The sequence below is a fragment of the Bradyrhizobium sp. BTAi1 genome, assembly GCF_000015165.1.
Taxonomy (GTDB): Bacteria; Pseudomonadota; Alphaproteobacteria; order Rhizobiales; family Xanthobacteraceae; genus Bradyrhizobium; species Bradyrhizobium denitrificans.
Window position 1 is genome coordinate 3,620,708 of sequence record NC_009485.1, and the last position, 25,362, is coordinate 3,646,069.

The following is a 25,362-nucleotide window of genomic DNA, read 5'->3' on the forward strand; positions in this document are numbered from 1 at the left end:
CGGCTCCTATTCAGCAGGTTCTGGAGAGGCCGCGGTGCCGTCGTCGATCGGGGCCGTCGTGGGATCGTGCGCCAGGAAGATGCGGCGCAGCGCCGGCGCGACGATCAGCAGCAGCAGCGGGCCGATGAACATGCCGCCGACGACGACGGTGGCGAGCGGCCGCTGGACCTGGCTGCCGATGCCATGGGAGAGGGCGGCCGGAAACAGACCGACGCCCGCGGACAGCGCGGTCATCAGCATCGGCCGCATGCGTTGCTCGGAGCTGTGGAACACGGCCTCGGCGACACTGCGGCCGGTGGCGCGGAGCTCGCGGAAATAGGTGATGTTCAGAATGCCGTCCATGACGGCCACGCCGAACAGCGAGATGAATCCGATCGCAGCCGAGATCGAGAAGGCGAGCCCGGCGATCCACAGCGCGATCAGGCCGCCGCCGATCGCGAAGGGAATGCCGGCCAGCGCCAGCAGGCTGTCGCGCAGCGAGTTGAACAGGCTGTAGAGCAGCACGAAGATCAGCAGCAGCGTGATAGGTACCACGACCAGAAGGCGCGCCTTCGCAGCTTCGAGATTGTCGAACTCCCCCGACCAGACGATGCGGTAGCCGGCCGGCAGCGGGACGGCCCGCGCGATCCGCTCCTGCGCCTCCTTGACCGTGCCGCCGAGATCGCGGCCGCGCACCGAGAACTTGATCGGGATGTAGCGCTGGCTGAGTTCGCGATAGATGAAAAGTGCGCCGGTATCGAGCGAGATGTCTGCAAGCTCCGACAACGGAATATAGGCGTTGGTGCCGGATGGTGTCACATAGGCGACCTTGATGTCCTTCACCGCATCGATGCTGCTGCGGAAGCGCGCATCGAGCCGGACGGCGACGGCGAAGCTTCGGTCACCTTCGAGCACGGTCGTCGCGTTGGTGCCGCCGAGCGCGGCCTGGATCACCGTGGTGACATCTCCGGTATTCAGCCCGTAGCGCGCCGCCTTCTCGCGGTTGACCTTGATGTCGAGGTTGGGCTGCCCCACCAGGTGGAAGACGCCGAGATCGGCGACGCCGTTCACCTTCGCCATTTCCTCCATCACGTGGGTCGCAATCTGCTCCAGCACCTCGAGATTGGGACCGATCACCTTGACCGAATTGGCGCCCTTCACGCCGGAGAGCGCCTCTTCGACATTGTCCTGGATGTATTGCGAGAAGTTGAAGCTGATGCCGGGCAGCTCGGCTGCGAATTCCTGCTGCAACTGTTCGGTCAGCTTCTCCTTGGTCAGGCCGGCCGGCCATTCGTCGAACGGCTTGATCGGGGCGAACAGTTCGACATTGGAGAAGGGCGAGGCGTCGCTGCCATTGTCGGGACGGCCGTGCTGCGACACCACGGTGATGATCTCGGGGTGGCGCAGCAGAATCTCGCGCATTTTACGGGTGGCGGCGGTGCCGGCATCGAGCGAGATGGTCGGCGGCATGGACGCGCGGATCCAGAAATTGCCCTCTTCGAGCGCTGGCAGGAATTCGCTGCCCAGCTGGCTTGCGGCCAGCAGGCTGAGCATGAGGAAGGCCAAGCCGGCCGCGACCGCGAGCCTGACATGCGCCTGCGACCAGGCGAGCACAGGCGTGTAGACGCGGCGGAGGGCACGCACGATCACCGTCTCGACCTCCTCGACGTGCCGCGGCAACAGCAGCGCGGCGAGAACAGGCGTGACGGTAAAGGTTGCGAGCAGCGCGCCGGCCAGCGCATAGCCATAGGTCCGCGCCATCGGGCCGAAAATCTGGCCCTCGACACCCTGCATCGTGAACAGCGGCACGAACGCGGTCACCGTGATCGCTGCGGTGAAGAACACGGCCTTGTCGACCTGCAGCGCGCTGACATAGATCATGCGCAGCCGCTCGCTCCAACGGACCGCCGCCGGATGACCATGCGTGGGGACGGTGGGATCGACACCCCAATAACCCTCGGACAGCCTCTGCAGCGTCAGCTGCCGCGCCTCCGGTGGCGACTGCAGATTGCGGAACACGTTCTCCATCATGATGACCGCGGAGTCGACGATGATGCCGAAATCGACCGCGCCGAGCGAGAGCAGGTTGGCATCCTCGTCGCGCAGCACCAGGATGATGATGGCGAAGAACAGCGCGAACGGAATGTTGGCGCTGACGATCAGCGCGCTGCGGAGATCGCCGAGGAAGATCCATTGGATCGCAAACACCAGCAGGCAGCCGAACACGAGATTGTGCAGCACCGTATGCGTGGTGACGCCGACCAGCGCGCTGCGGTCGTAATACGGCACGATGTGCACGCCGGCCGGCAGCGTGCCGTCGGAATTGATCCGGGCGACCTCGGCCTGCACTTTCGGGATGATGTCGTTGGTGTGCTGGGTGCGCCCCATCACGACGATGGCGGCCGCGATATCGTCATCCTTGTCCTTGCCGGCGATGCCGAGTCGGGTAACGTAGCCGACCGAGACCCTGGCCACGTCCTTGATCTGGATCGGCAGTCCCGCGGACTGCGTCAGCACGATGTTCTCGATATCCGCGACGCGATTCCCCTTGGTGATGTCGTCGGTGCCGCCCGAATCGATCAGCCCGATGCCGCGAATATTGACCGATTGCTGGCCGATGGTGATCTCGCGGCCGCCGACATTGACGTTGGCGTTGCCGAGCGCAGCCACCAGCTGCGGCACTGTGATGTTGTAGGATTCGAGCTTCTGCAGATCGGCGTCGACATTGAATTGCTTGGTGGTGCCGCCCCAGGCGTTGACCTGCACCACGCCGGGAATGGTCATCAGCCGCCGCGTCACGACATAGTCCTGCAGCGTGCGCAGATTGGTCAGCCCGAAATTGGGCGGCCCGACCAGCCGATAACGGTAGATCTCGCCGACCAGGCTCGATTGCTGAATGGTGGGGACGAGATTGCCGGGCAGCTGGATATTCTGCTGGATGCTGTTGGCGGCCTGCGTCAGAGCGAAATAATAGTCGACACCGTATTTGAACGTGACGCGAACGAAAGCGAGGCCGTAGAACGAGGTCGAGCGGATGTTGACGACGCCCGGGGTCGGATAGAGCCCGACCTCCATCGGGATCGTATAGTACTTCTCCATCTCCTCTGCCGACAGGCCCGACGCCTGCGCCGTGATCTCCAGGATCACCGGTGCAGGATTGGGGTAGGCTTCGATGTTCAATCTGAGGAACGCGGCGATGCCGGCTGCGCAGAACACGAGCAGGCCCAGCACGACGATGGCGCTGCGGGTGAGGCCGAACTGGATGAGGCTTTTGACCAAGGCGATTCTACCGAACTCGCAGCGACGCGGGAGGGCCCTGCTGTGGAGAGGAGTTCACGACCCACCCGAGACCGCATTGGCGAAGCTGTTGCTGAGGAAGATCGCGCCGGTTGTCGCAACCTGCTCGCCGGCGGCGAGCCCGCCGACGATCTGCCGCCAGCCGTCCTGCATCAGGCCGGTCGTCACGGTGCGGCGGACGAAGCGTTTGCGGTCGGTGGTGACCCAGACCGTCATCGTGCCGTCGCCCTCGCGGACGATGGCCTCGGCCGGAACGGCCGGCGAGTCGCGCGGAGGCTCGGTCTCGATGGTGAAGCTTGCCAGCATGCCGGCGCGCAGCTTGTGCTCGGGGTCGTCGATCACCGAGCGGACGAGTTGGCGATGGCTCGTCGGATCGATGTTGAGGCCGAGCGTCGTGATCCGCCCGCGAAAGATCTCGCCCGGATAGGCCGGCACCGAGACCTCGACCGGCTGGCCCAGCCGGTAGGCTGGCGCGTCGGTCTCGATCACATTGGCAACCATCCACATGGTCGAGAGATCGGCGAGCGTGTAGGGTGCGGGCGACGCGCCGGGCTGGGTGTAGATGCCGGGCGCGGCGTTGCGGGCGATGATGCGGCCCGAGATCGGCGAGCGCACGATCAGGATCGAGTCGACCTTGCGCTGAGCCAGGATGCGCTCGATCTCCGCGTCGGTCTTGCCGAAAATCCGTACGGCGTCATGGGCCGCCTTGTAGTTGCCCTCGGCCGTCTGCTGATCGGACGTCGCCTGATCGACGTCCTTCTGCGCGCCGCCGCCTGCCTTCAACAGCTGTTGCACGCGCGCCAGTGTGCGCGTCTGCAGCTCCAGCACGCCCGCGGCCGCGAGCAGGCTGGATTCCGCCTGCAGCAGATCGGGGCTGTCGATGGTGAACAGCGCTTCGCCCTTCCTGACCTCGTCGCCGATGTTGAAGAACGTATCGACGATCCTGCCGGAATTCGACGTGAAGGCCTGCACCAGCATGTTCTGATTGAAGTCGATCGATCCGACGGCATTCCGGGTCACCCGAAACGCGCGCGTTTCGACCGGACGAACCTCAAAGGCTTCGGCCTGCCGCTCGGTCAGTTCGATCCATTGCTCGGCGGCGTTGATCGCGGGCGAGGCGGAGGACTCAGCGGCTTTGGTCGCGGTCGCCACTTCGGGGCGCATTGCCATCCACGCGCCACCGAGGAGAGCGCCCGCGGCCGCAATGAGCACCGCGAATTTGAAGGGAGACGAAGTCACGGCCATGTCCGAAACTGATTAGCAACTGACGGAGTGAAGTCCTGGAGGCGGTCCGCGCCTGAGCGGGCAATAGCAGAGCAGGCTGACACTGGCCTTACAGGCCCGCCGTTTTGGTCATTCCGTCGGGCTTGCCATGCACCGGGGCGGTCGGGCATCGTGCGCGCGCGATGGCGCCTCATCGCGCCCTGGTTCATCCGAGCCCTGGTCTATCGAGCTTGCTCCAGCCGAGCATTGCCTGCGTGAGCCCGCATGCGTCTTTTGATCGTCGAAGACAATGTCGAACTGTCCAAGCTGTTGTCCCAAGGGCTCGGCAGGGCCGGCTATGAGGTGGATGCGGTGAGCTCCGCGGCCGATGCCCGCGATGCGCTCAGCGGCATCAGATACGCTGCCATGATTCTCGATCTCGGATTGCCTGATGAGGATGGCTTGGCGGTGCTGACGGCGCTGCGCCGCGGCTCTGATCCGCTGCCGGTCATCGTGCTCACGGCGCGGGGCGGATTGCAGGACCGCGTCGGCGGCCTGCGCAGCGGTGCCGACGATTACCTCGTCAAGCCGTTCGCGCTCGAAGAACTCGTGGCGCGGTTGGAGGCCATCCTGCGCCGTCCGGGACAGCTGCTCGGCCGGTCGCTCGAACTCGGCAATCTGGTCTACGACACCGAGAGCCGGCAGACCTTCGTCGCCGGCACGCCTCGCACCTTCTCGGCCCGTGAGCTCTCGGTGCTGGAGATTCTGTTGCGGCGGCAGGGCCGGGTGGTGCCGAAGAAGGCCGTCGAGGATCACATCTTCGGCCTGACCGGCGAGGTCGGCTCGAACGCCGTCGAGGTCTATGTGTCGCGGCTGCGCAAGCAGCTTTCGGAATACGGGGCGACCGTCGTGATCCACACCATCCGCGGGGTCGGCTACATGATGGCGGCGGAGAAATAGCGTGCGCTTCAGATCGCTGCTCTCGCGGATCGTGCTGCTGCACATCGTGGCGGTGGCGATCGCCGCAGTCTTCCTGCCGCTGGTGCTGTTCTGGCTGCTCACCTCCGAGATCGACCATCTGCATCGCGAGTCGATGCAGGAGCAGGCCGATGCGCTAGGCGATCGCCTCGTGCAGGCGGCCGACGGCACGCTGCAGCTCAACCTCACCCAGAGCCAGCGTGATCTCTACTCGGCAGCCTATGGCCGCTACACCTACGACGTTCGCGATCCTGAGGGACAGGTGCTGTTCTCCTCGCGCGCGGACGGCCGGGCCATACTGCCCGCCGGCGCATCATCCTCCGGAAGCATCTCGGGCGCGCGCGTCACCCGGACGGTGGGCGATCGGGTGCTGCGCATCGAGGTTGCCGAGGATCTCGCCCATCGTGACGTCATCACCGACGACATCGCCGCCAATTTCTTCCGCCGGGTCGGCTGGATCACGATCCCGATTCTGCTGGTCCTGCTGGCCATCGATATCATGATCTTCCGCCGTGCCCTCGCGCCGCTCTTGCGCGCGTCGGAGGAGGCGAGCCGCATCGGTCCGGCGCGGACCGACATCCGTCTGCCGGGGGACGGGATGCCGGCCGAGATCCGCCCCCTGGTGCTCGCGGTGAACCAGGCGTTGGACCGTCTGGAGGACGGCTTTCGCATGCAGCGCCAGTTCACGGCGGATGCCGCCCATCAGCTGCGCACGCCGCTCGCCGTGCTGCGCACCCGGATCGAGACCACCGGCCCGTCCGCGGGGAGCGCCGAACTGCTCGACGACATCGCGCGGATGAGCCGGATCGTACACCAACTGCTCGAGATCGCCGAGCTCGACACGCTGGCGCTCGATCCCGAGGAGATCGCCGACCTCCAGGCGGTCTGTGCCGAGGTCGTCGCCGCCATCGCGCCGTTCGCGCTGGCGCACGGCAAGGACATCGCACTGAAGGGCCCCGATACGCCGGTCTACATCTATGGCAATGCCGGCATGCTGGAGCGGGCGATCTTCAATCTGGCCGAGAACGCGATCAAATACACCGCGCCGCGGACGTCGGTCGAGGTCGAGATCGGCTCAGGCGGCGCAGTTTGGGTCCGCGATCGCGGGCCCGGCATCCGGCCGTCGGAGCGCGGGTTCATCTTCCAGCGGTTCTGGCGCGGCGACAACCGCGACACCGAGGGCGCCGGGCTTGGTCTGTCGATCGTGCGCGCCGTGATCGAGGATCACGGCGCCATCATCATGGTCGGAGACCTTGCAGCCGGCGGCACCGAGTTCTCGCTGCGCTTCCGGCCCGCTCCGGCACCCTCGGCCGCGGCCTAATTAGCGGCCGCGGCTACTGCTTCGGCTGGCCGAAATCGAGCGGCGGCAGGTCGATCTGCGGCACCTCGATCTTGACCTTGTCGAGGTCGACCTGGACCGGCTTGTCCAGCAGGCCGGTAACGGTGATCGGGAAAGCGATCACCAGCAGCACCATGATCGCCTGCAGGCCGATCCAGGGCATCGCGCCCCAATAGATGTCCGAGCTCTTTACTTCCTTCGGCGCGACGCCGCGCAGGTAGAACAGCGCGAAGCCGAACGGCGGATGCAGGAACGAGGTCTGCATGTTCACGCACAGCATCACGCCGAACCAGATCAGCGCGGCCTCCGGGCCCACCACGGGGGCCAGGATCTTCTGCGCGATCGGCGCGATCATCGGCAGGATGATGAAGGCGATCTCGAAGAAGTCGAGGAAGAAGGCCAGGAAGAAGATGAAGACGTTGATGAAGATCAGGAAGCCCCAGACGCCGCCGGGCAGGGACGTCAGCAGGTGCTCCAGCCACTCGCCGCCGGACACGCCCTGGAACACCACCGAAAAGCAGGTCGAGCCGATCAGGATGAACGTGACCATGCAGGTGATGCGCATGGTGGTCTCGTAGCCCTGCTTGATCAGGTCGCGCAGGTCCGGGATAGCCACCGCACGGATGCCGAGCCAGGCCACTGCGAGATAGGTGATCGCGAACGACAGCTTGAACACCAGGTTCTCGGTGAACAGCATCGCCACGATGGTGCCGATGCCCGCCGCCACCACGCCGACGATCAGGATGCTGCGATCCTTCTTGGTGAACTCCTTATGGTGGATCACCGCCAGAACGATGGCGCCGACCGCGCCCATGGCGCCGGCCTCCGTCGGGGTGGCCAGGCCCATCATCATGGTGCCGAGCACGACGAAGATCAGCACCGCCGAGGGAATGATGCCCATCAGGCACTTCTTCCACAGCGCCCAGCCGGTCAGCGTGCGCGCCTCCTTTGGCACCGGCGGTACATGGCTCGGCTTGATCAGGCCGAGCACGAAGGTGTAGCCGGCGAACAGGATGACCTGGAAGATCGACGGGCCCCAGGCGCCGAGATACATGTCACCGACCGACTTGCCGAGTTGGTCGGCGAGCACGATCAGCACCAGCGACGGCGGCACCAGCTGAGTGATGGTGCCGGAGGCCGCCAGCACGCCGGTGATGTAGCGCATGTTGTAGCCATAGCGCATCATGACCGGCATCGAGATCATCGCCATCGCGATCACCTGCGCCGCCACCGTGCCGGTGATGGCGCCGAGGATGAAGCCGACGATGATGACCGAATAGCCGAGGCCGCCGCGGATCGGCCCGAACAGCTGGCCCATCGAATCCAGCATGTCCTCGGCGAGCCCGCATCTTTCCAGGATTGCGCCCATGAAGGTGAAGAAGGGGATCGCGAGCAGCAGGTCGTTGGCGAGCACGCTGCCGAAGATGCGCCCCGGGATCGCCTGCAGGAAGTTCAGGTCGAAGAAGCCCAGATGGATGGCGAGAAAGCCGAACGACAGGCCGACGGCGGCGAGCGTGAACGCCACCGGGAAGCCGATCAGCATCGCCAGGACCAGGCCGCCGAACATCAGCGGCGGCATCATCTCCAGCGTAATCATTGCGTCGGCCTCTCGTATTTCGCGTCGATCGTCACGTAGCCCTGCAGCGCCGCCGCACGCTTGATCACCTCGGAGAGGCCCTGCAGGGCCAACATCACGAAGCCCGCTGGGATGGCGAACTTGACCGGCCAGCGCAGCAGGCCGCCCGCATTGGCCGACATCTCGTTGACCGAATAGGACTGCATGAAGAACGGCCAGGACAGATAGGCCAGCAGCAGGCAGGTGGGGATCAGGAAGAACAGGGTGCCGATCAGATCGAGCCAGAGCTGGCCGCGCTCGGACAGATACAGATAGAGCAGCTCGACCCGGACGTGCTCGTTGCGCCGGAATGTATAGGAGGCGCCGAACATCACCAGCAATGCGAACATGTACCACTGCAGCTCCAGCCATCCATTCGACGAATAGCTGAAGGCGTAGCGGATCATGGCGTTGATCGCGCTGACCAGGCAGGCCAGCAGCACCAGCAGATTGCAGATGTAACCGATCTTTTCGTTGAGCTGATCGATGGCATTACTGATTGCCAACAAGGGGCGCATCATGGTCTCCGCTGCGGGCGCTGGTCAGAACAGCGCGCCTGAGCTCACGGGAGGCATGGTTTCGCGATCACGCTGAGCGTGCGGGTCTTGTCGACGACGCGCTTGGAGCGAATGCAACGAAACGTCCTCCCCCTCGATGCTTCCGGCTCTTGTTCGGCGCTTGTGTGAGGGCGAACGCCCGTCGGCCGCGCGGGCCCGAAAGCGAGGGCACCATTTCAGCGTGTCATCCTGCCGTCAATCGGAAAATGGACACATTGACGCCCCGGCAACAGTCTGGCGCTGTTCGGTAAACTCGGATCCGACAGCTCACGGCGAACGCGCAGTCTTTGTTGCCGAAGGATCAGGCAGTCGGCTGGAGGCGGTTCGCAGCCGCCACAGCGGCGGATCAGAACGGGCTGGTGCCAATTCGGTTCGCGACGCGATCGCGGCCGCCGCCGCAGGCGCGGAGCCGGGGCGTCCATGGCCATGGATGGATCGTCGTTCAGCAGAGACCCTACAGCTCGACCACGCCGGAGCGTTCCAAACAGCGATCCCCAACCTGTCTCGAGATCGCCCATGGGAATGTTGGCGCGGGGCCACAAGCTGGATAGAACGTCATCATGAACGTCTGACCCAGGGATCAACCGGATGAGCAAGCCGAGCAAGACCGAGGCCGAACTGATCGCGATGGCGGTGACCGAGCTGAAGGTTCATACGGATTATGCTGAGGGCCTTCGCATTTCCGTCGTGCGGGACGGACATTCCTGGGAGTTTCGCGCCAGCGCAGATCAGGAAACGATCAGCAAGCCCGGCTATCCCGAATGGGTCGCCATGCTGGTCCAGATCGGCGATCATTTGTCGAAGCAGTACGCGCTTCAGGAGTGACGCGCTTCGCGCGGGACGCGGTCCGAATGTGAGCGTCGGATCAGGGACGTTCGCTTGGCGGTCGGCAAGCCTTCGCGGCATTGCGGCCGAACGGCAACCGACATGGGTGCCGCGCTTCACTCAGAGCACGACGACGCCGGAGTGCTTGGCCTTGTTTTCGGGCTCGATGTGAATGGTAATCGAGCTATGCTCGTCGTCCTCACGCAAGGCTTCTTCGATCCGGTCGCAGATGGCGTGGGCCTGGTTGACCGACATCTCGCCGGGAACGACGAGGTGGAACTCGATGAAGGTCATCTTGCCGGCGTGCCGTGTGCGGACGTCGTGCGCCTCGAGCGCGCCGTCGGCATGGCCGCTGATGATCTGGCGGATACGGGCGAGCGTGGCGTCCGGCACCGCTTCATCCATCAGACCGCCGGTCGATTCCTTCAGCACCTGCCATCCCGACCAAAGGATGTTGACGGCGACCAGCAGAGCCAGGGCCGGGTCGAGGATCGGCAGCTGCAGCATCACCGCGAGGCCAAGGCCGATCACAACGCCGCCCGAGGAGACCACGTCCGTCAGCAGATGTCGCCCGTCGGCCACCAGGGCCGGCGACCGTAGCCGCTTACCGCGCGTGATCAATAGCCAGCACCAGATGCCGTTGATCACGCTTGCGAGCCCATTCACGGCGAGACCCTCAATGGGAGCCGAGAACGGCCGCGGCGCGAACAGATTGCCATAGGCCTCGTGGACGATCAGCAGCGCGGCGACCACGATCATGACGCCTTCGATCACCGCGCTGAAATACTCGACCTTGTGGTGACCGAACGGATGGTTGGCGTCGGCCGGCTTGGCGGCGATGCGCACCGCGAGCAGCGCCACGCCCGCCGTGACCACGTTGACGATGCTCTCAACCGCGTCGGAGTAGAGCGCGACCGATCCCGTGATCCAATAGGCGGCATATTTCAGGGCGAGGACGATCATCCCGACCACGAGGCTGCCGACGGCGAGCTTGAGCGACTGCGAATGCATGATGTCCTGATCCCGACCGAAGCTGGGTACTCAAGGGCGCGAGGGAACGCAATGTCCGTTGCTGCGACTGAGTTTCGGGAGAGCTTGTTGCTGCCTGCAGCTGGCGGAGCGATGTCGCATGATCTTGCTGACCCCAGCAAACAGAAAGGTCGCGCCCGGGGATGAGCACGACCTCCTGACGTCGCCATAGCCCGTCGAGGGACGGCCGACTACTTCTCTTTGATGACCGTGGTGGTGCTGGTGGAACTGCCGACGGTGCCTTCGTCCTCGCAGACCTTGGTCTGCTTGATACGGTCCGCGGCTTCGACGCGGCTCGTGAACGCCATCGGTCCGATCTGGGTCACGACCTCCCGGTCGGCGGGACGCGTGGTGGTGATGGTGCAGCGATGGCTCGGGCCCTGCACGACATAGTATTCGTCAGCGAATGACGGGGCCATGGATCCGATGATCACCGCGCCAGCAAGAAGAAGGGGTGCTTTCATTGTCGCCTCTCTTTCCAGTTACTGCCAATGCAGGACGGATGCGCCCGACAGCCTTGCTGGTCGTCGCTCGATCCTCTCCGCGCCTGTGCAACTCGCGCGCAAGGCAGCCGTTCCGGCGACATGTGGCGGACACCCTTGATCGGCGGCGTGGACGAAGCGGCTGCAGCGGCCGCTGTGTCGCCACGGTCTGACGTGTCGGGTCGATCCCAGCCCGAGCGGCCGGGTCGCGCACGGGCGGCCGAGCCATAAGAGACCGGACGACCGGAACGAACCACTCGACATCGCGCGCCTGTGTGGGCCGACAAAAATGTGTCGGTCGGTATCCAAATATTGCCAATGATTGCCGGATATGATTGGCTGACGGTAGCGTTCAACCTTTGCGTTTGTCCATGAAGTATCGACAACTTGGTTCTCTGACCGTCTCCGAAATCGGTCTCGGCTGCTCCGGATTCTGGGGGCATCGGCAATTCGACGACCGGCAGGCCATCCGGATCGTGCATGAAGCGTTCGATCTCGGAATCAATCTGTTCGATACTGGACACAACTATTGCAACTATAATGCCGAGCCGCGGTTGGGCCGCGCGCTGGCAGAGATATTGAAGCGCTCAGATCGCTCGAAGATCGTGGTCTCGACCAAGGCCGGCACGTTGCGTCCGCGGCCTTTGCTGTCGCTCCGTGAGGTCAAGACGCAGGATCACAGCCCCGATTATATTGAGCGCGCCTGCGCGCAGGCGATCAAGAATTTGAACGCCGGCTTCATCGATATTTTCTATCTGCATAATTTCTCGCCGGCCTCGATCACCGATGAGCTGTTGACGAAGCTCGCCGCGATGCGCCGCAATGGCATGTTCCGGTTGCTTGGCATCAACACGCATTCCGAGGCGCATATGCAATATGTCGCGCAGCTGAAGGGCGTGTTCGACGTGGCCCTGATCGATCTGAACGTCGCGCAACTGGACCGGCTGCCGGTGGTCGAGCAACTGCACAAAGCGGGCATTGCCGTCGTGGCGGGCACGGTGCTGGCGCAGGGGCACCTGATCCGTGGCAAGATCGGTCACATCCGCAGCGCGGCCGATCTGTGGTATCTGGCCCGCGCGCTGCTGAAGCCGGACGCCCGCCGCCTGGCCTTGGCCGCGCGTGATGTCCGGCCCGCGCTCGCGGCAGTCGAGGGTCTCTCGGCGGCCCAGGCCGCAATGTCCTATATTCTCGGGCTTCCGCAGGTGTCGGCCTGCATTTTCGGAACCACGAACCTGAAGAACCTCCGGGAGATCGCTGCCGCTCCGGAAAAACGCCTGTCCGAGGCGCACGCCGCTTCGATCTATTCGGCGTTCCGTCAGCAGCGCACCTTCGCCAGCGCCTGAGCAGGATCGATGTGGTCGGCCGTCGCTGCGCCAGGCGTCATCGCGCCGGTCGCGTCGCGATCCAGATGACATGGCGGGCGCCACCGCCACCGCCGCGACCGGTGGCGCGGATCTTGATCTCCTCGGTGTCGAAGCCGGCCTTGCGCAAGCGCGGGGCGAAGCGATCGTCGGGGTGCGACGACCACACCGCCAGCACCCCGCCGGGGCGCAACGCGGCGAACGCCGTCCGCAGGCCGGACGAGTCATAAAGCGCGTCGTTCGATTGCCGGGTCAGGCCCTGCGGACCGTTGTCGACGTCGAGCAGGATGGCATCATACGTGCCGCGTCCGCCCGCGATCAGTCGCACCACGTCGGCTTCGCGGATGTCGACGCGCGGATCGAGCAGGCTTTCGCCCGACAATTCGGCCATCGGGCCGCGTGCCCAGGCGATCACCGCGGGCACCAGCTCTGCCACGGTGATCCGGGCCTGCGGCCCCAGCACCTTCAAGGCCGCGCGCAGCGTGAAGCCCATGCCGAGGCCGCCGATCAAAAGATGCGGATCGAGCCGGGCCTTGAGACGGGCGCAGCTCAGGGTCGCCAGCGCCTCCTCGGATCCGTAGAGGCGGCTGCTCATCAGCTCGTTCTGGCCGAGCTTGATGGTGAACTCCTTGCCGCGCTGCATCAGCCGCAGCGGCTCGCCGCCGCCCGGGACGTCTGCGGTGTCGATCAGCTTCCAGGGGATCACGGGTGGTTCACCCGCCCGTCACGCTCATATGCCGGCTGACGCTCGGGCGGTTGTGGCGGCGGTCGATGATGAAGTCGTGACCTTTCGGCTTCAGGCCGATGGCGCGGTCGATCGCGGCGCTGAGCTCCTCGTCGCTGGCGGAGGCCCGCAGCGGCTTGCGCAGATCCGAGGCGTCCTCGTGGCCGAGGCAGGTGTGCAATGTGCCGGTGCAGGTGACGCGCACGCGGTTGCAGCTCTCGCAGAAATTATGCGTCATCGGCGTGATAAAGCCGATTGTGCCGCCGGTCTCGGCGACGCGCACATAGCGGGCAGGGCCACCGGTGGTCTCGTCGAGATCGGTCATCGTGTATTTCTGCGCGAGACGGCCGCGCAGCAGCGAGAGCGGCAGATATTGGTCGATACGGCCTTCGCCGATCTCGCCCATCGGCATCACCTCGATGAGCGTCAGCGCCATGCCCTTGCCATGCGCCCAGTCGATCAGGCTGGGGATCTCGTCCTCGTTCATGTTCTTCAGCGCGACCGCATTGATCTTCACCGCAAGGCCAGCGGCGCGCGCGGCCTCGATGCCGGCCAGCACGCGGTCGAGATCGCCCCAGCGGGTGATGGTGCGGAACTTCTCAGGATCGAGCGTGTCGAGCGAGACGTTGATGCGGCGAACGCCGCAATCGGCGAGCTCGGCGGCGTATTTCGCGAGCTGGGTCGCATTGGTCGTCATCGTCAGCTCGTTGAGCGCGCCGCTCTTCAGATGCCGCGACAGCGAGCGCACCAGGCTCATGACGTTGCGCCGGACCAGCGGCTCGCCGCCCGTGAGGCGCAGCTTCTTCACGCCCTTGTGGATGAAGGCGGAGCAGAGGCGGTCGAGCTCCTCCAAAGTCAGGAGGTCGGCCTTCGGCAGGAACGTCATGTCCTCCGCCATGCAATAGAAGCATCTGAGGTCGCAGCGGTCGGTGACCGAAACGCGCAGATAGCTGATCCGGCGTCCGAAGGGGTCGGTCATCGGGCGCGTCAGGGCGGTGTCACTCAACGTCGTCTCAGCGGTCATGGAAAGCCTTGGCAGGTGGCGCCGATGCCACGAGGCGGCCGCGTGGCGCGGCCGAACATCAATTACCAAGCAATCTAATCATGATCAGCGCGGCTCACAATCGTCGAGATGCGCGCCTTCGATGCTGCGATGCAGCGCCGCCGAAGCAGCGATATCGCGGGCGAGCTGCTATTGGCGTGCCGCGGTCGGCGCCGGGAATGCGGAACCGGTGGCCGCCGGAGCAGGGGCTGCTGCGGCCGGCGCAGCGGCGGATTTCTGCGGCTTCGGCTTCTTCGGCCGCATATGCTTGACGGCCTTGGGCGCGGGCGCGGCCGGCTGCAATTCGGCCACGACAGGGCTCGGATCCATCACAACAGGCGGTGAACTGTTGAAATCGCCGCTGTTGCGGATGACCTGCACGGGGATCGTCGCCGGCTGATATTTGTCCATGGTGAAAGTGACGCTGAAGCCCGCATCCGGTGCCGGCACCGAGACGGTGCAGGGCGTCTTGCAGCCCGGTCCGAGCGAGGTCTTGGCCTCGGCCCCTTGCGGCACGGAATCGAGTTGCACCGGCACCTCCGGCGCCGCCATCTTGAAACTGTCCATGGAGAAGGACGAGCAGCCGGCCAACCCAGCTCCCGCGATCGCAATTGCGATGACACGCCACATCATGATGTCCGCCCCACAACCCTGCGGCCATCCGCCGCAATCCCAGGGCGACCATAGGAGCGTCAGAACAGCGGCGCAACTGCGGTCAACCTTATTCTCAACAGAAGGTTAAACCTGGAACCGCCACGAATTCCGGAGATTGGCCAGCGTCTTACGTGTGGTGCTGCGGGAGATTCGCAATTTTGGAGAGCAGCCGGGCCGGGGGCGAGGCTGCGCACTTTTGAACGAGAAGAGATGCAACCGCGCTCTGCGAGGCGCCCGGCTGAGTGCCCGTCAGCCGACCTTGAGCGACGGCCCGAGCGCGGCAACGGCGGCCGGCAGCTCGCGCATATGGTCGATCAGGTGGTCCGGATTCAGCTCCGCGATCGGCACATCCGTATAGCCGAAGGTGCAGCCAATCACGGGGACGCCGGCACGGCGCGCCGCGCCGACATCGGTTCCGGCATCGCCGACCATGATCGCGGCGCCGAGCTCGCCGCCGGCGCGGGCAATGGTCTGGCGCAGGATCGCCGGGTCCGGCTTGGCCACCCCGAACGTGTCCGCGCCGCAGATCGCCGCAAAGCGCGCGGAGAGGCCAAGCTGGTCGAGCAGCCGCTTCGACAGCCATTCCAGCTTGTTGGTGCACACCGCGAATTGGCAGCCGCGGCCGGCGAGTTCGTCCAGCGCGGCCTCGAGCCCGTCGAAGGGGCGCGATTCGACCGCGATATTCTCGGCGTAGAAGTCGATGAAGTCGACGGTCAGGCGCTCGATATCCTCGGTGCTGGCGAAGCGGCCCTCAGCCTCGAGGCCGCGCTCGAGCAGCTTGCGCGCGCCATGCCCGATCATCTTGCGCGCCGAGGCCAGCGGCACGGGCCGCAGACCTTCGCGCTGCAGGATGTGGTTGAGCGCGTTGATGAGGTCCGGCGCCGTGTCGACCAGGGTGCCGTCGAGATCGAAAACGATGGTGCTCGAGATGCGCATGGGTATCCGCTACCGGCAGGCTCGCGCCCTTGCAAGGGCTCGCGACGGCTTTTTGTCCGATTTCGTGGCCGCGGAGAGCTAGGCCCCGCGGCAAAACATCGCTAGATATGCGCCGGTTTTCGGCTCCGGCTTGCGCGGAGCCTCAGGGGTTGCGAGGGGCGGGTTCCTTGGTCGACATGGATGCATTGAAGCGGCAGGCGGCGGCGCACGCGCTGCGCGAGGTCGAAAGCGGCATGAAGCTCGGGCTCGGCACCGGTTCGACCGCCAAGCATTTCGTCGACCTGCTCGGCGAGAAGGTCCGCGCCGGCCTCAAGGTCGTGGGCGTGCCGACGTCGGAGGCGACGCGGGCACAGGCGGAGGCCTGCGGCGTGCCGCTGACCACGCTCGACGAGATCGACCATCTTGACCTGACTGTGGATGGCGCCGACGAGATCAATCCGGCGCTCGATCTGATCAAGGGCGGGGGAGGGGCGCTGCTGCGCGAGAAGATCGTCGCCAGCGCTTCAGATCGCATGATCGTGATCGCCGACGAGAGCAAATGGGTGGCCCGGCTCGGCCGCTTCCCGTTGCCGATCGAGGTGATCCCGTTCGGGCTGGCCGCGACCCGGCATGCCATTGCTGCCGCCTTCGCGAAGGCGGGCGTGTCCGGACAGATGGACCTGCGCAAGTCGGCAGATGGCCACGTTTTCGTCACCGATGGCGGCCACTGGATTGTCGACGTCCGCCTTGGGGAGATCGAGGATCCCCCGCGCCTGGCGGGTCTTTTGAGCGCAATTCCGGGCGTGGTCGAGCACGGGCTGTTCATCGGCCTCGGCAGCACGGCGATCCTGGCGGGCGCACAGGGAATTCGCGTTATCCAGCGGCCTTGAGCGCAGCCCGAAACTGCGCCCAGCGCCGCAATCTCACAGGAGACTTGGAATGAAGAGCGTGTTCAGAATCTTGCCGGCCGCCGGCGTTGTGCTGGCCCTGGCCTCGGCGAGCCCCGCTGCCGCGCAGGCGCAAGCGCAGCCGCCGGCCTTGAAGCCGGCCTCGCCCGCCTGCATGGCCGGTGCGCGCGAGATTCTGGGAATGAAGAATGCGGCTGCGATGTACGCCAATGCCGTCCCCGGCATCGTGCAGCAGACCAAGCAGGCGCTGCTCCAGTCCAACCTCAACTACCAGAAGGATCTCGACGAGGTCGCCGTGGTGGTCGCCCAGACCTATGCCGGCAAGGAGAAGGAGATCGGCGAGAAGATGGCGCAGATCTACTGCAACGAGTTCTCCGACCAGGAGATCGCGAACCTCGTCACATTCTACAAGTCGGCGATCGGCCAGAAGCTGCTTGCGGCCGAGCCGAAGGCGATCCAGATGAGCATGGGCGCAATGAATCAGTGGGCGGCGGAGTTCTCCGACACCGTTGCCGCGCAGTTCCGCGCCGAGATGCGCAAGCGCGGCAAGCAGCTCTGATCAGGTTGTCAAAAGGATAGGTCGAGGACGAAATGGCTGAATTCGACGTCGACCTGTTCGTGATCGGTGGCGGCTCGGGTGGCGTGCGCGCCGCCCGCATCGCCGCGGGCTATGGCGCCCGCGTGATGGTCGCCGAGGAATACCGCATGGGCGGCACCTGCGTGATCCGCGGCTGCGTGCCCAAGAAGCTGTTCGTGATCGGCTCGCATGTCCGCCAGGAGATCGCCGATGCCGCCGGCTTCGGCTGGACGATCCCGACCGCGACCTTCGACTGGAAGACGCTGATCGCCAACAAGGACAAGGAGATCGCGCGGCTTGAGGCGGCCTACACCGCCAATGTCGAGAAGTCGGGCGCGCGCATCGTCAAGACCCGCGCCGTGCTGGAGGACGCCCACACCGTGCGGCTCGCCACCGGCGAGACGATCCGCGCCAAATACATCCTGATCGCGACCGGCGGCGCGCCCAATCACGGTACGCCGATTCCGGGCATCGAGCACGTCATCTCCTCCAACGAGGCGTTTCACCTGGAGGAGCTGCCGCGCCGGATCGTGATCCAGGGCGGTGGCTATATCGCGCTCGAATTCGCCTGCATCTTCGCCAATTTCGGCTCCGACGTCACCGTCGTCTATCGCGGCGACAATATCCTGCGCGGCTTCGACGAGGACGTGCGAAAGCATGTCCGCGCCGAGATGGAGAAGGAAGGCATCACCATCCTGACCGGCTGCACGGTGGCGAGTGTCGACAAGCACGGCAAGGACTACACGACGCATCTGTCGAACGGCTCCAGCATCGCCTCCGACAAGGTGATGTTCGCGATCGGCCGTCATCCTGCGGTCGCCAATCTCGGCCTGGAGAAGGCCGGCGTCGCGATCAATCCGCGCAACGGCGGCATCGCGGTGGACGCGTTCTCGCAGAGCTCGGTGCCGAGCATCTATGCGATCGGCGACGTCACCCATCGCTTCAATCTGACGCCGGTGGCGATCCGCGAGGGCCATGCCTTCGCCGACACAGTGTTCGGCGGCAAGACCGTGCGCGTCGACCACGCCGATATCCCGACCGCGGTGTTCAGCCAGCCTGAGGTGGGCACGGTCGGCCTCACCGAGACCCAGGCGCGCGAACTCTACGACCGCGTCGACATCTACAAGACGAGCTTCCGCCCGATCAAGGCGACGATGTCCGGCCGCGACACCCGCGTGCTGATGAAGCTCGTCGTCGATGGCGCGTCCGACCGCGTGCTCGGCTGCCACATCGTCGGCGACATGGCCGCCGAGATCACGCAGGCGGTGGCCATCGCCATCAAGATGAAGGCGACCAAGGCTGATTTCGACGCTACGGTCGCGCTGCATCCTTCAGCGGCCGAGGAGCTGGTGACGATGCGCACCGTGACCGAGCGCCACGTGCGGCAGGCCGCGGAGTAGGGGCCGCAGCGGCCTCGCCTTGCGCGATCGAGGCGGCGATGTCCGGATGCGTTGACATTGCACCCGAACTGGCGCCACCCAGTGCTGGCTGAGGCGTTGCTTCTCCCGTGTGAGCTGCATTCAGAAAACCATGCTCCGCGTCCCATCTTATCGGGCGGCGGCGCGCGTCCTACACTGGCGGGCACGATCGATGACGAGGCATGTCATCGCGAGCATGAGCAGCAGGACGAGAGACGACATGGACATCAAGCGCAGCGGTTCGCGGCCTTCCGGCGTGGGAGCGCCCGATCATTTCACCGGCGCGGTGCGCAGCGATCCCCTGTTCGACGTGGTGGAGCCGGCGCGGGCGCGGGGCGGGCTGGTCACCTTCGAGCCGGGGGCGCGCACGGCGTGGCACAGCCATCCGCTGGGGCAGGTCCTGATCGTGACCTCCGGCCTCGGCTGGGTGCAGCGCGACGGCGGCGCGATCGAGGAGATCCGCCCCGGCGACGTCGTGAGGTTCGAGCCCGGCGAGCGGCACTGGCATGGCGCGACCGCCACGACCGCAATGTCTCACATCGCGATCACGGAGTCGTTGAACGGCAAGACGGCCGACTGGTTCGAGCATGTGAGCGAGGCACAATATCGCGCGCGTTTGTGACGTTCGGCTCAGGCGCGCGCCCGTCCCGCTCAGGGCTGAGTCTTTGCCGAACTCGCCGACAGATAGGGCCGCGCGAACAGATAGAGCCCCGTCGCCAGCAGCGCGATGAGCGGGACCAGCGCCAGCAGGCCGACCCAGAACGCCGGTTGCGTTTGCGTCATCGCCGCGATGTTGATGATGACCGCGACCGTGAAGGCGATCGACACCCAGCGATGGACCTGCCGGATCGTGTTGCTCCAGTTCATCTGTTCCTCCCGGTGACGACGTTGCTTTTGGTCGGTGCGGCTCAGTCGAGCCGCGCCAGAGTCTGCTCCAGGCCGTCGAAGAATTTCGGCCAGCCGTAGCGCGCGCCCTGATAGGCACGGGTCTGATCGGCGGTGAAGCCGGTCTGCTCCATGCGCAGATGCGTGCCATGGCGCGTCGGCGTCAGCGTCCAGGTCACCACGCTGTCGAGGCCGAGCGCGGCCCAGCTATAGGCCAGCGTCCTGTTCGGCTCGATGGCCAGGACCTGGCAGTCGACGATGCCCCAGTCGGCCTTCAGCTTGAAGCGATGTTCGAGCTCCGGAATGAAATCATTCGCCATCAGCCATTCCGCGATCAGATGCGGCTGCGTCAGCGCGCGCCACAGCTTTTCCGGCGGATGTGCGAACTCGCGTTCGACGACGACGGTGCGGGTTTCAGGCGCAGCAGAGGTCATTGATCCATCCTGTTGAGCAGATTGTCGAGATCGTCGAAGCGGCTCTCCCAGAACGCGGCCATGCGGCTGGTCCAGTCGAGCAGCGGCGCCAGCGCCTTGGGCTGCGCGCGATAATGCGTCAGGCGACCCTCGTGGCGCTCGCGCACCAGGCCGGCCTGCTTGAGCAGTCCGAGATGTTTCGAGACCGCCGGCTGCGACACGCCGGCCTTGGCGGTGAGCGCGCCGACCGTCTGCTCGCCGTTGCGGCACAGGCCTTCGAAGATCGCACGCCGGGTCGGATCGGCGAGCGTTCGGAACAGGAGGTCGGGCGAGCGGGCCATTCAATATATAACTCGTTGGTTATGGATATATGCATAACCGTATGGTTATGGATTTGTCAATCTGGAACTCTCGCCGAATGAGCAATGCATCGGTGCAATGGCGGATGAGCCGGCTCCAGGCGAGACAGCCAACGCTGCGCGCGCCGGGGAACGAACGTCGCGTGCCATACTCCTATCGGGGGACGCTCAGGGGACGCTGTGATGCTAGCAACCATCAAATCAGTTGCTGGAGATCACGGATATGCAGGCCCATCGGGTTCCGCCGCAGCAGAGACTTTCGGTCACGCCACGCGCGGCGCTGGCGGTGGGCATCGCGATCCTGTTCCTGCTGCTGCACGTTGTTGCCGGCGTCATCGTGCGGGCCTCTGCCACGGTGGATGGTCCTTCTTCTGTTTCGATGCGTCAGATCTACGATTGACCCCAGTTCATTTTCATTCTTCAGCCGGAGATATTTCATGCCCGGGCTCGATTCATTCCTGCTGCTCAGCGTCGCCGTTTTCTTTGGTGCTTTCGTTTCCGGACTGGCAGGATTCGCTTTTTCGGCCGTGGCCGGCGCCATCCTGCTGCATGTGCTGCAGCCGTTGGAGGCTGTCCCCTTGATGATGGCCTGCAGCATCGGCGTGCAGGCGACGAATTTGTGGGCGCTGCGCAACAGCATCCGCTGGAAGGAGAGCGCGGTGCTGATCCTGGGCGGCATCCTCGGCGTGCCCCTGGCGCTTTGGCTGCTGCATAATGCCGATGCCCGCGCCTTTCAGCGCGGGTTCGGCCTGATGATTGCGGCCTATTCCGGCTACATGCTGTTCAAGCCCGGCCTCGGCCGCCTGCAGGAGATGAGCCGAAGCCGCACGGCGATGGTCGGATTCGGCGGCGGTGTGATCGGCGGCCTCACGGCGATGCCCGGTGCGCTGCCGACGATCTGGTGCGAGATGCACGGCCTGCAGAAAGCCGATCAGCGCGGCCTGGTGCAGCCCTTCATCGCGGTGATGCAGGTGTCATCGCTGGCCATGATGCTGGCGCGCCACGAACTGTCGTCCAAGGTGCTCGTCGATCTCGCCATGAGCATTCCCGCTCTCCTTGCCGGCACCGCCCTCGGCATCCTCGCTTTTCGCAGGATCAAGGACGCGGTGTTCAGGAAGATCATCCTGGGCATCCTGCTGCTGTCGGGTCTGCTGCTGGTCGTCTGAAAGGTCATGCCCTTCTGGGCGTGATGCCTGCGCATGCGGCGAACAGGACAGCTGCGTCAGCGGCTCACGCCACCCAGCCGGTCGCGATGGCGTTCGCCCAGTCGTGCATGCCCCCGCTGCGCGCCAACGCCGCCATCGGCGCTGGATCATAGGGCACGTAGTGCAGCGTGACCGACCACTGGCGTAGCCCGCGCTCCAGAACCGCGTAGCAGGCATCGGGAGTGCCGGTCTCCACCCGATAGCTGCTCGGCGGACGGCCGCGATAGCCGGGCAGTCCGACGCTGCCGGGATTGACGATCAGCCGACCATCATGCAGTCGAACGACGCGCGGAACATGGCTGTGTCCGCACAGGATCAGCGAGGCATCGATTCCGTCAGCCCGCGCCGCGATGCGAGCAAGACTGTTCGGGCGCACCGTGCCGTCTGCCATCACCTCCTCGAGCCAGAATGCGGCATCATCGTCCGGCGCCCCATGGCAAAGAAAGACGTCGTCGCGATAGATCAGCGTCGCTGGCTGGGCCGCGAGCCAGTCGATATGCGCCTGTTCGAGCGCTCGGACATCGCGACGCGACGAGTCTCCCGCGCGATGCAGGTCGATCATGTGCCGGTCCTGGTCGCCGCGGATCGACGCGAAGCCGCAGGCCATCAGCATCTCGGCGGTGCGGACAGGTTCGAGCGGGCCGCTCAGATGATCTCCGAGATTGACCACGTCATCAATGCCGCGCGAAGCGATGTCGGCCAACACGGCCGCGAGCGCGTCTGAATTGCCATGAATGTCGGCGATGGCCGCAAAACGCATGAAAGCCTCCGTTCGGGGAACGGCGGGCAGGGCGTGGCCATGCGATGAACCGTTCGCTTTAGCTGCATTTGGAAACGCGCCCGCAAGCTGATGGTCAAATCGGCGCTTGGTCCTCACGCTAGCATGCCGCCCTTGGTGCGGACAATGCGGAAGCTGGAAACGCCGTTGGTGGGGATTGGCCTCGAACCGCTCGGATCTGGACCGCGGTTGGTATCGCTGCAAGATTTGTCTTTACGATTTCCAGAAATAATGCTCTACTGCGCGCATCCCGCCTCATTCGGAAGGGGCGTTGCGCGCGATCGTCACGACACGCGGGGCGGGGAGCGATGGCCGTGGTTTTGCCGCAGCGTGTCCTTGGGATGCGCGGACGAACGGCGAGGCTGCGGACGTGAAGTCGCAGCGTGCCGACACCCCGATGCTGGTGTCCAGCGCAATGTGCGAAAGCGCATTGTCGCCATGGTGGCCAACACGCCGGCGCACCAGGCAGACTGCGTATAAGCGTTAAGACTGTCGCGCAGGGAATGCCGGTTGATCGGCTTTGCCTGTGGTGTCTGCCGCCTGTACTTTTTTTCCGCAGGCGGGCCATGGGTGGGGCCTTCACCCGGCATTCCCTGCGCCCTCCGAACTGTCGAGAGGGTGAACCATTCGGCTTCAACCTCGGGCATCCGTGCCGCGGGAACGAGACCACGTGTCAACTGATCCCGTGCTCCCTGGTCATCGTCGGCTGTCGTCCCGGGCAAGCCGCGGCGGCGCGGCGCCGACCCGGGACCCATACGCCCAAGGCGCGGTTGGTTTGCGCAAGTTGATCCACGTGGCGTCACGACGACAGCCGGTGATGATGGATTCCGGCGATGGCCGGGATGACACTGGTCATTGTCGAGCCTCGCTTGCGCTCGCAAGGACGGCGCAGGGCGTGGGCCCGCCGCCAATCTCCGGAATCTCGGACGAGCCGGAATCCCTTCGCAGCTGCAACGGCTTGGCGGGACGACTTAAATTCCGGATGGCGGTTCGCAGACAGGCTGTGTATAACGCGCGCGCCGCGGCGGGGGAACAAGCGCGCGGTGTTTCGCGAAGGGAGTAGAAGCCATGACCGAGCGCTGGAGCCCGGAGAGCTGGCGTTCCAAGCCGGTGCAGCAGGTGCCTGAATATCCCGACCCGAAGGCGCTGGCCGAGGTCGAGGCGCAGCTCGCGACCTTTCCGCCGCTGGTGTTCGCCGGCGAGGCCCGCAACCTGAAGAAATCGCTGGCGCGGGTGGCAGCCGGCGAGGCCTTCCTGCTGCAGGGCGGCGACTGCGCCGAGAGCTTTGCCGAGCATGGCGCCAACAACATCCGCGACTTCTTCCGCGTGCTGCTGCAGATGGCGGTCGTCATGACCTATGCCGGCGCGGTGCCGGTGGTGAAGGTCGGGCGCATCGCCGGCCAGTTCGCCAAGCCGCGCTCGTCGCCGACCGAGAAGATCAATGGCGTCGAGCTGCCGAGCTATCGCGGTGACATCGTCAACGACACCGCCTTCACACCCGAGGCGCGCATCCCCAATCCGCAGCGCCAGCTCGATGCCTACCGGCAGTCGGCGGCGACCTTGAACCTGTTGCGTGCGTTTGCCACCGGCGGCTTCGCCAATCTCGGCAGCGTGCATCAATGGATGCTCGGCTTCGTCAAGGATAGCCCGCAGTCGCGGCGCTACAAGGAACTGGCCGACCGCATCTCCGAGGCGCTCAATTTCATGCGCGCCTGCGGCCTCGATCTCGAAAGCCATCCCGAGCTGCGCGCCACCGATTTCTACACCAGCCACGAGGCGCTGCTGCTCGGCTATGAGCAGGCTTTCACCCGCGTCGACTCGACGACGGGCGATTGGTACGCGACCTCGGGTCATTTCATCTGGATCGGCGACCGCACAAGGCAGCTCGACCATGGCCATGTCGAATATTTCCGCGGCATCAAGAACCCGATCGGCCTGAAATGCGGTCCCTCGCTGAAGCCGGATGAGCTCTTGAAGCTGATCGACATCCTCAACCCCGACAACGAGCCGGGCCGGCTGACCCTGATCAGCCGCTTCGGCGCCGACAAGGTCGGCGATCACTTGCCCCACCTGATCCGCGCGGTGCAGCGGGAAGGACGCAAGGTGGTGTGGTCGTGCGATCCGATGCACGGCAACACCATCACCTCGACCTCGGGCTACAAGACCCGGCCGTTCGACCGCATCATTTCGGAAGTGCGTGCCTTCTTCGCCGTGCATGCGGCCGAGGGCACCCATGCCGGCGGCATCCATCTGGAGATGACCGGCAAGGACGTCACCGAATGCATCGGCGGCGCGCGGGCGATCACCGATGAGGATCTCAACGACCGCTATCACACGGTGTGTGATCCCCGGCTCAATGCCGAACAGTCGATCGACATGGCGTTTTTGATCGCCGAGCTGCTGAAGCAGCAGCGCGGCGGCAAGTCCGCCCCGATGCCGGCCGTCGCGGGTTTCTGATGCTGCGTCTGTGGCGCGCGACGGTCAACTCGCGCAATGGCCTGGCCTTCGCGCTTCGCTCCGAGCAGGCGGTGCGTGAGGAGGTGGTCGCCTTCCTGCTGTCGCTGCCGTTCGCTTATGTGATCGGCGCGACGCCGATGCGCAGCGTCGAGCTGGTCTGCGCCGTCGTGCTGGTGCTGGTGGTCGAGCTGCTCAACACCGCGATCGAGAAGCTCGCCGATCGCCTGACCACCGAGCACGATCTGCAGATTGGCCGGGTCAAGGATCTCGGCTCGGCCGCGGTTGGCGTGGCGCTCCTGATGTCCGGCAGCTTCTGGCTGTTCGCGATCGCCGAGCGGCTCGGGCTGTTGTGAACGGGTTGA

General features: G+C 65.2%; 26 protein-coding genes. 12 read left to right on the top strand and 14 right to left on the bottom strand.

Annotated elements, in window-relative coordinates; translation table 11 throughout:
- Positions 1-6 precede the first annotated feature (6 nt).
- Positions 7-3,258, bottom strand: coding sequence for an efflux RND transporter permease subunit (locus BBTA_RS16210; RefSeq protein ID WP_012043573.1), 3,252 nt, complete (start codon positions 3,256-3,258; stop codon positions 7-9).
- A 54-nt stretch (positions 3,259-3,312) separates the two neighbouring features.
- On the bottom strand, positions 3,313-4,521 hold the full coding sequence (locus BBTA_RS16215; protein ID WP_371260199.1) for an efflux RND transporter periplasmic adaptor subunit: 1,209 nt from the start codon (positions 4,519-4,521) through the stop codon (positions 3,313-3,315).
- Between the two features lie 243 nt (positions 4,522-4,764).
- On the opposite strand from BBTA_RS16215, the gene BBTA_RS16220 reads away from it, so the two are divergent.
- Positions 4,765-5,439 carry a response regulator transcription factor gene (locus BBTA_RS16220; protein ID WP_012043575.1) on the top strand — a complete coding sequence of 225 codons (675 nt, stop codon included), beginning with the start codon at positions 4,765-4,767 and terminating at the stop codon, positions 5,437-5,439.
- A 1-nt stretch (position 5,440) separates the two neighbouring features.
- Positions 5,441-6,778 (top strand): cell wall metabolism sensor histidine kinase WalK, encoded by a 1,338-nt coding sequence (locus tag BBTA_RS16225; protein ID WP_012043576.1) that lies wholly within the window; start codon positions 5,441-5,443, stop codon positions 6,776-6,778.
- A gap of 13 nt (positions 6,779-6,791) precedes the next feature.
- Here the strand turns inward: BBTA_RS16225 and BBTA_RS16230 are convergent, their stop codons facing one another.
- Together BBTA_RS16230 and BBTA_RS16235 are read right to left on the bottom strand one after the other, a co-directional pair.
- Entirely contained in the window at positions 6,792-8,393 is a 1,602-nt protein-coding gene (locus BBTA_RS16230) for a TRAP transporter large permease subunit (RefSeq protein WP_012043577.1), read from the bottom strand.
- Positions 8,390-8,929, bottom strand: coding sequence for a TRAP transporter small permease subunit (locus BBTA_RS16235; RefSeq protein ID WP_012043578.1), 540 nt, complete (start codon positions 8,927-8,929; stop codon positions 8,390-8,392). The genes BBTA_RS16230 and BBTA_RS16235 overlap by 4 nt, the downstream gene beginning before the upstream one ends.
- 627 nt (positions 8,930-9,556) lie before the next feature.
- Between BBTA_RS16235 and BBTA_RS16240 the strand changes: the two genes are divergently transcribed.
- Positions 9,557-9,793 carry a hypothetical protein gene (locus BBTA_RS16240; protein ID WP_012043579.1) on the top strand — a complete coding sequence of 79 codons (237 nt, stop codon included), beginning with the start codon at positions 9,557-9,559 and terminating at the stop codon, positions 9,791-9,793.
- A gap of 120 nt (positions 9,794-9,913) precedes the next feature.
- Here BBTA_RS16240 and BBTA_RS16245 read toward each other — a convergent pair whose 3' ends face one another.
- Complete coding sequence (locus tag BBTA_RS16245; RefSeq protein WP_012043580.1) at positions 9,914-10,804, bottom strand: cation diffusion facilitator family transporter; 891 nt, start codon at positions 10,802-10,804, stop codon at positions 9,914-9,916.
- 209 nt (positions 10,805-11,013) lie between these two features.
- A complete protein-coding gene (locus tag BBTA_RS16250) occupies positions 11,014-11,286 on the bottom strand; it encodes a hypothetical protein (RefSeq protein WP_012043581.1) in 273 nt (90 codons plus the stop codon).
- Positions 11,287-11,675: 389 nt separating this feature from the next.
- Between BBTA_RS16250 and BBTA_RS16255 the strand changes: the two genes are divergently transcribed.
- Positions 11,676-12,647: an aldo/keto reductase gene (locus BBTA_RS16255; RefSeq protein ID WP_012043582.1), complete on the top strand. Its 972-nt coding sequence runs from the start codon at positions 11,676-11,678 to the stop codon at positions 12,645-12,647.
- Positions 12,648-12,684: 37 nt separating this feature from the next.
- On the opposite strand, the gene BBTA_RS16260 is transcribed toward BBTA_RS16255, so the two are convergent.
- The 4 genes from BBTA_RS16260 to BBTA_RS16275 all read right to left on the bottom strand — a co-directional run bounded on the left by BBTA_RS16260 (position 12,685) and on the right by BBTA_RS16275 (position 16,021).
- On the bottom strand, positions 12,685-13,371 hold the full coding sequence (locus BBTA_RS16260) for a spermidine synthase (protein ID WP_012043583.1): 687 nt from the start codon (positions 13,369-13,371) through the stop codon (positions 12,685-12,687).
- Between the two features lie 7 nt (positions 13,372-13,378).
- Positions 13,379-14,413, bottom strand: coding sequence for a GTP 3',8-cyclase MoaA (gene moaA, locus BBTA_RS16265; protein ID WP_012043584.1), 1,035 nt, complete (start codon positions 14,411-14,413; stop codon positions 13,379-13,381).
- A gap of 168 nt (positions 14,414-14,581) precedes the next feature.
- Positions 14,582-15,061, bottom strand: a complete 480-nt coding sequence (locus BBTA_RS16270; RefSeq protein ID WP_012043585.1) for a hypothetical protein — start codon at positions 15,059-15,061, stop codon at positions 14,582-14,584.
- Positions 15,062-15,334: 273 nt separating this feature from the next.
- Entirely contained in the window at positions 15,335-16,021 is a 687-nt protein-coding gene (locus BBTA_RS16275) for an HAD-IA family hydrolase (protein ID WP_012043586.1), read from the bottom strand.
- A 176-nt stretch (positions 16,022-16,197) separates the two neighbouring features.
- On the opposite strand from BBTA_RS16275, the gene rpiA reads away from it, so the two are divergent.
- The 4 genes from rpiA (at position 16,198) to BBTA_RS16295 (ending at position 19,525) form a co-directional block, all read left to right on the top strand.
- A complete protein-coding gene (rpiA, locus tag BBTA_RS16280; RefSeq protein WP_012043587.1) occupies positions 16,198-16,890 on the top strand; it encodes a ribose-5-phosphate isomerase RpiA in 693 nt (230 codons plus the stop codon).
- A 49-nt stretch (positions 16,891-16,939) separates the two neighbouring features.
- Complete coding sequence (locus BBTA_RS16285) at positions 16,940-17,467, top strand: DUF2059 domain-containing protein (RefSeq protein ID WP_012043588.1); 528 nt, start codon at positions 16,940-16,942, stop codon at positions 17,465-17,467.
- A 32-nt stretch (positions 17,468-17,499) separates the two neighbouring features.
- Positions 17,500-18,885 carry a glutathione-disulfide reductase gene (gene gor / locus BBTA_RS16290; protein ID WP_012043589.1) on the top strand — a complete coding sequence of 462 codons (1,386 nt, stop codon included), beginning with the start codon at positions 17,500-17,502 and terminating at the stop codon, positions 18,883-18,885.
- 238 nt (positions 18,886-19,123) lie between these two features.
- Complete coding sequence (locus BBTA_RS16295) at positions 19,124-19,525, top strand: cupin domain-containing protein (RefSeq protein ID WP_012043590.1); 402 nt, start codon at positions 19,124-19,126, stop codon at positions 19,523-19,525.
- 29 nt (positions 19,526-19,554) lie between these two features.
- On the opposite strand, the gene BBTA_RS16300 is transcribed toward BBTA_RS16295, so the two are convergent.
- Genes BBTA_RS16300 through BBTA_RS16310 form a run of 3 tightly spaced genes read right to left on the bottom strand, consistent with a single transcriptional unit; the run spans position 19,555 to position 20,542 of the window.
- Positions 19,555-19,770 (bottom strand): hypothetical protein, encoded by a 216-nt coding sequence (locus tag BBTA_RS16300; protein ID WP_012043591.1) that lies wholly within the window; start codon positions 19,768-19,770, stop codon positions 19,555-19,557.
- A 41-nt stretch (positions 19,771-19,811) separates the two neighbouring features.
- On the bottom strand, positions 19,812-20,222 hold the full coding sequence (locus BBTA_RS16305) for an SRPBCC domain-containing protein (protein WP_012043592.1): 411 nt from the start codon (positions 20,220-20,222) through the stop codon (positions 19,812-19,814).
- Positions 20,219-20,542 (bottom strand): helix-turn-helix transcriptional regulator, encoded by a 324-nt coding sequence (locus BBTA_RS16310; protein ID WP_012043593.1) that lies wholly within the window; start codon positions 20,540-20,542, stop codon positions 20,219-20,221. The genes BBTA_RS16305 and BBTA_RS16310 overlap by 4 nt, the downstream gene beginning before the upstream one ends.
- A 223-nt stretch (positions 20,543-20,765) precedes the next feature.
- Here BBTA_RS16310 and BBTA_RS16315 point away from each other — a divergent pair, with 223 nt between their 5' ends.
- Both BBTA_RS16315 and BBTA_RS16320 read left to right on the top strand, forming a co-directional pair.
- Positions 20,766-20,960, top strand: coding sequence for a hypothetical protein (locus tag BBTA_RS16315; RefSeq protein WP_041750690.1), 195 nt, complete (start codon positions 20,766-20,768; stop codon positions 20,958-20,960).
- Positions 20,961-20,997: 37 nt separating this feature from the next.
- Positions 20,998-21,726, top strand: coding sequence for a sulfite exporter TauE/SafE family protein (locus tag BBTA_RS16320; RefSeq protein WP_012043595.1), 729 nt, complete (start codon positions 20,998-21,000; stop codon positions 21,724-21,726).
- 64 nt (positions 21,727-21,790) lie between these two features.
- Here BBTA_RS16320 and BBTA_RS16325 read toward each other — a convergent pair whose 3' ends face one another.
- The gene (locus tag BBTA_RS16325) at positions 21,791-22,525 is read right to left on the bottom strand and encodes a metallophosphoesterase (protein ID WP_012043596.1); all 735 of its coding nucleotides are present in this window, start codon (positions 22,523-22,525) and stop codon (positions 21,791-21,793) included.
- Between the two features lie 1,086 nt (positions 22,526-23,611).
- Here BBTA_RS16325 and BBTA_RS16330 point away from each other — a divergent pair.
- Together BBTA_RS16330 and BBTA_RS16335 are read left to right on the top strand one after the other, a co-directional pair.
- Entirely contained in the window at positions 23,612-25,000 is a 1,389-nt protein-coding gene (locus tag BBTA_RS16330) for a class II 3-deoxy-7-phosphoheptulonate synthase (RefSeq protein ID WP_012043597.1), read from the top strand.
- A complete protein-coding gene (locus tag BBTA_RS16335; protein WP_012043598.1) occupies positions 25,000-25,353 on the top strand; it encodes a diacylglycerol kinase in 354 nt (117 codons plus the stop codon). Before BBTA_RS16330 ends, BBTA_RS16335 begins: the two co-directional genes overlap by 1 nt.
- Positions 25,354-25,362 lie beyond the last annotated feature (9 nt).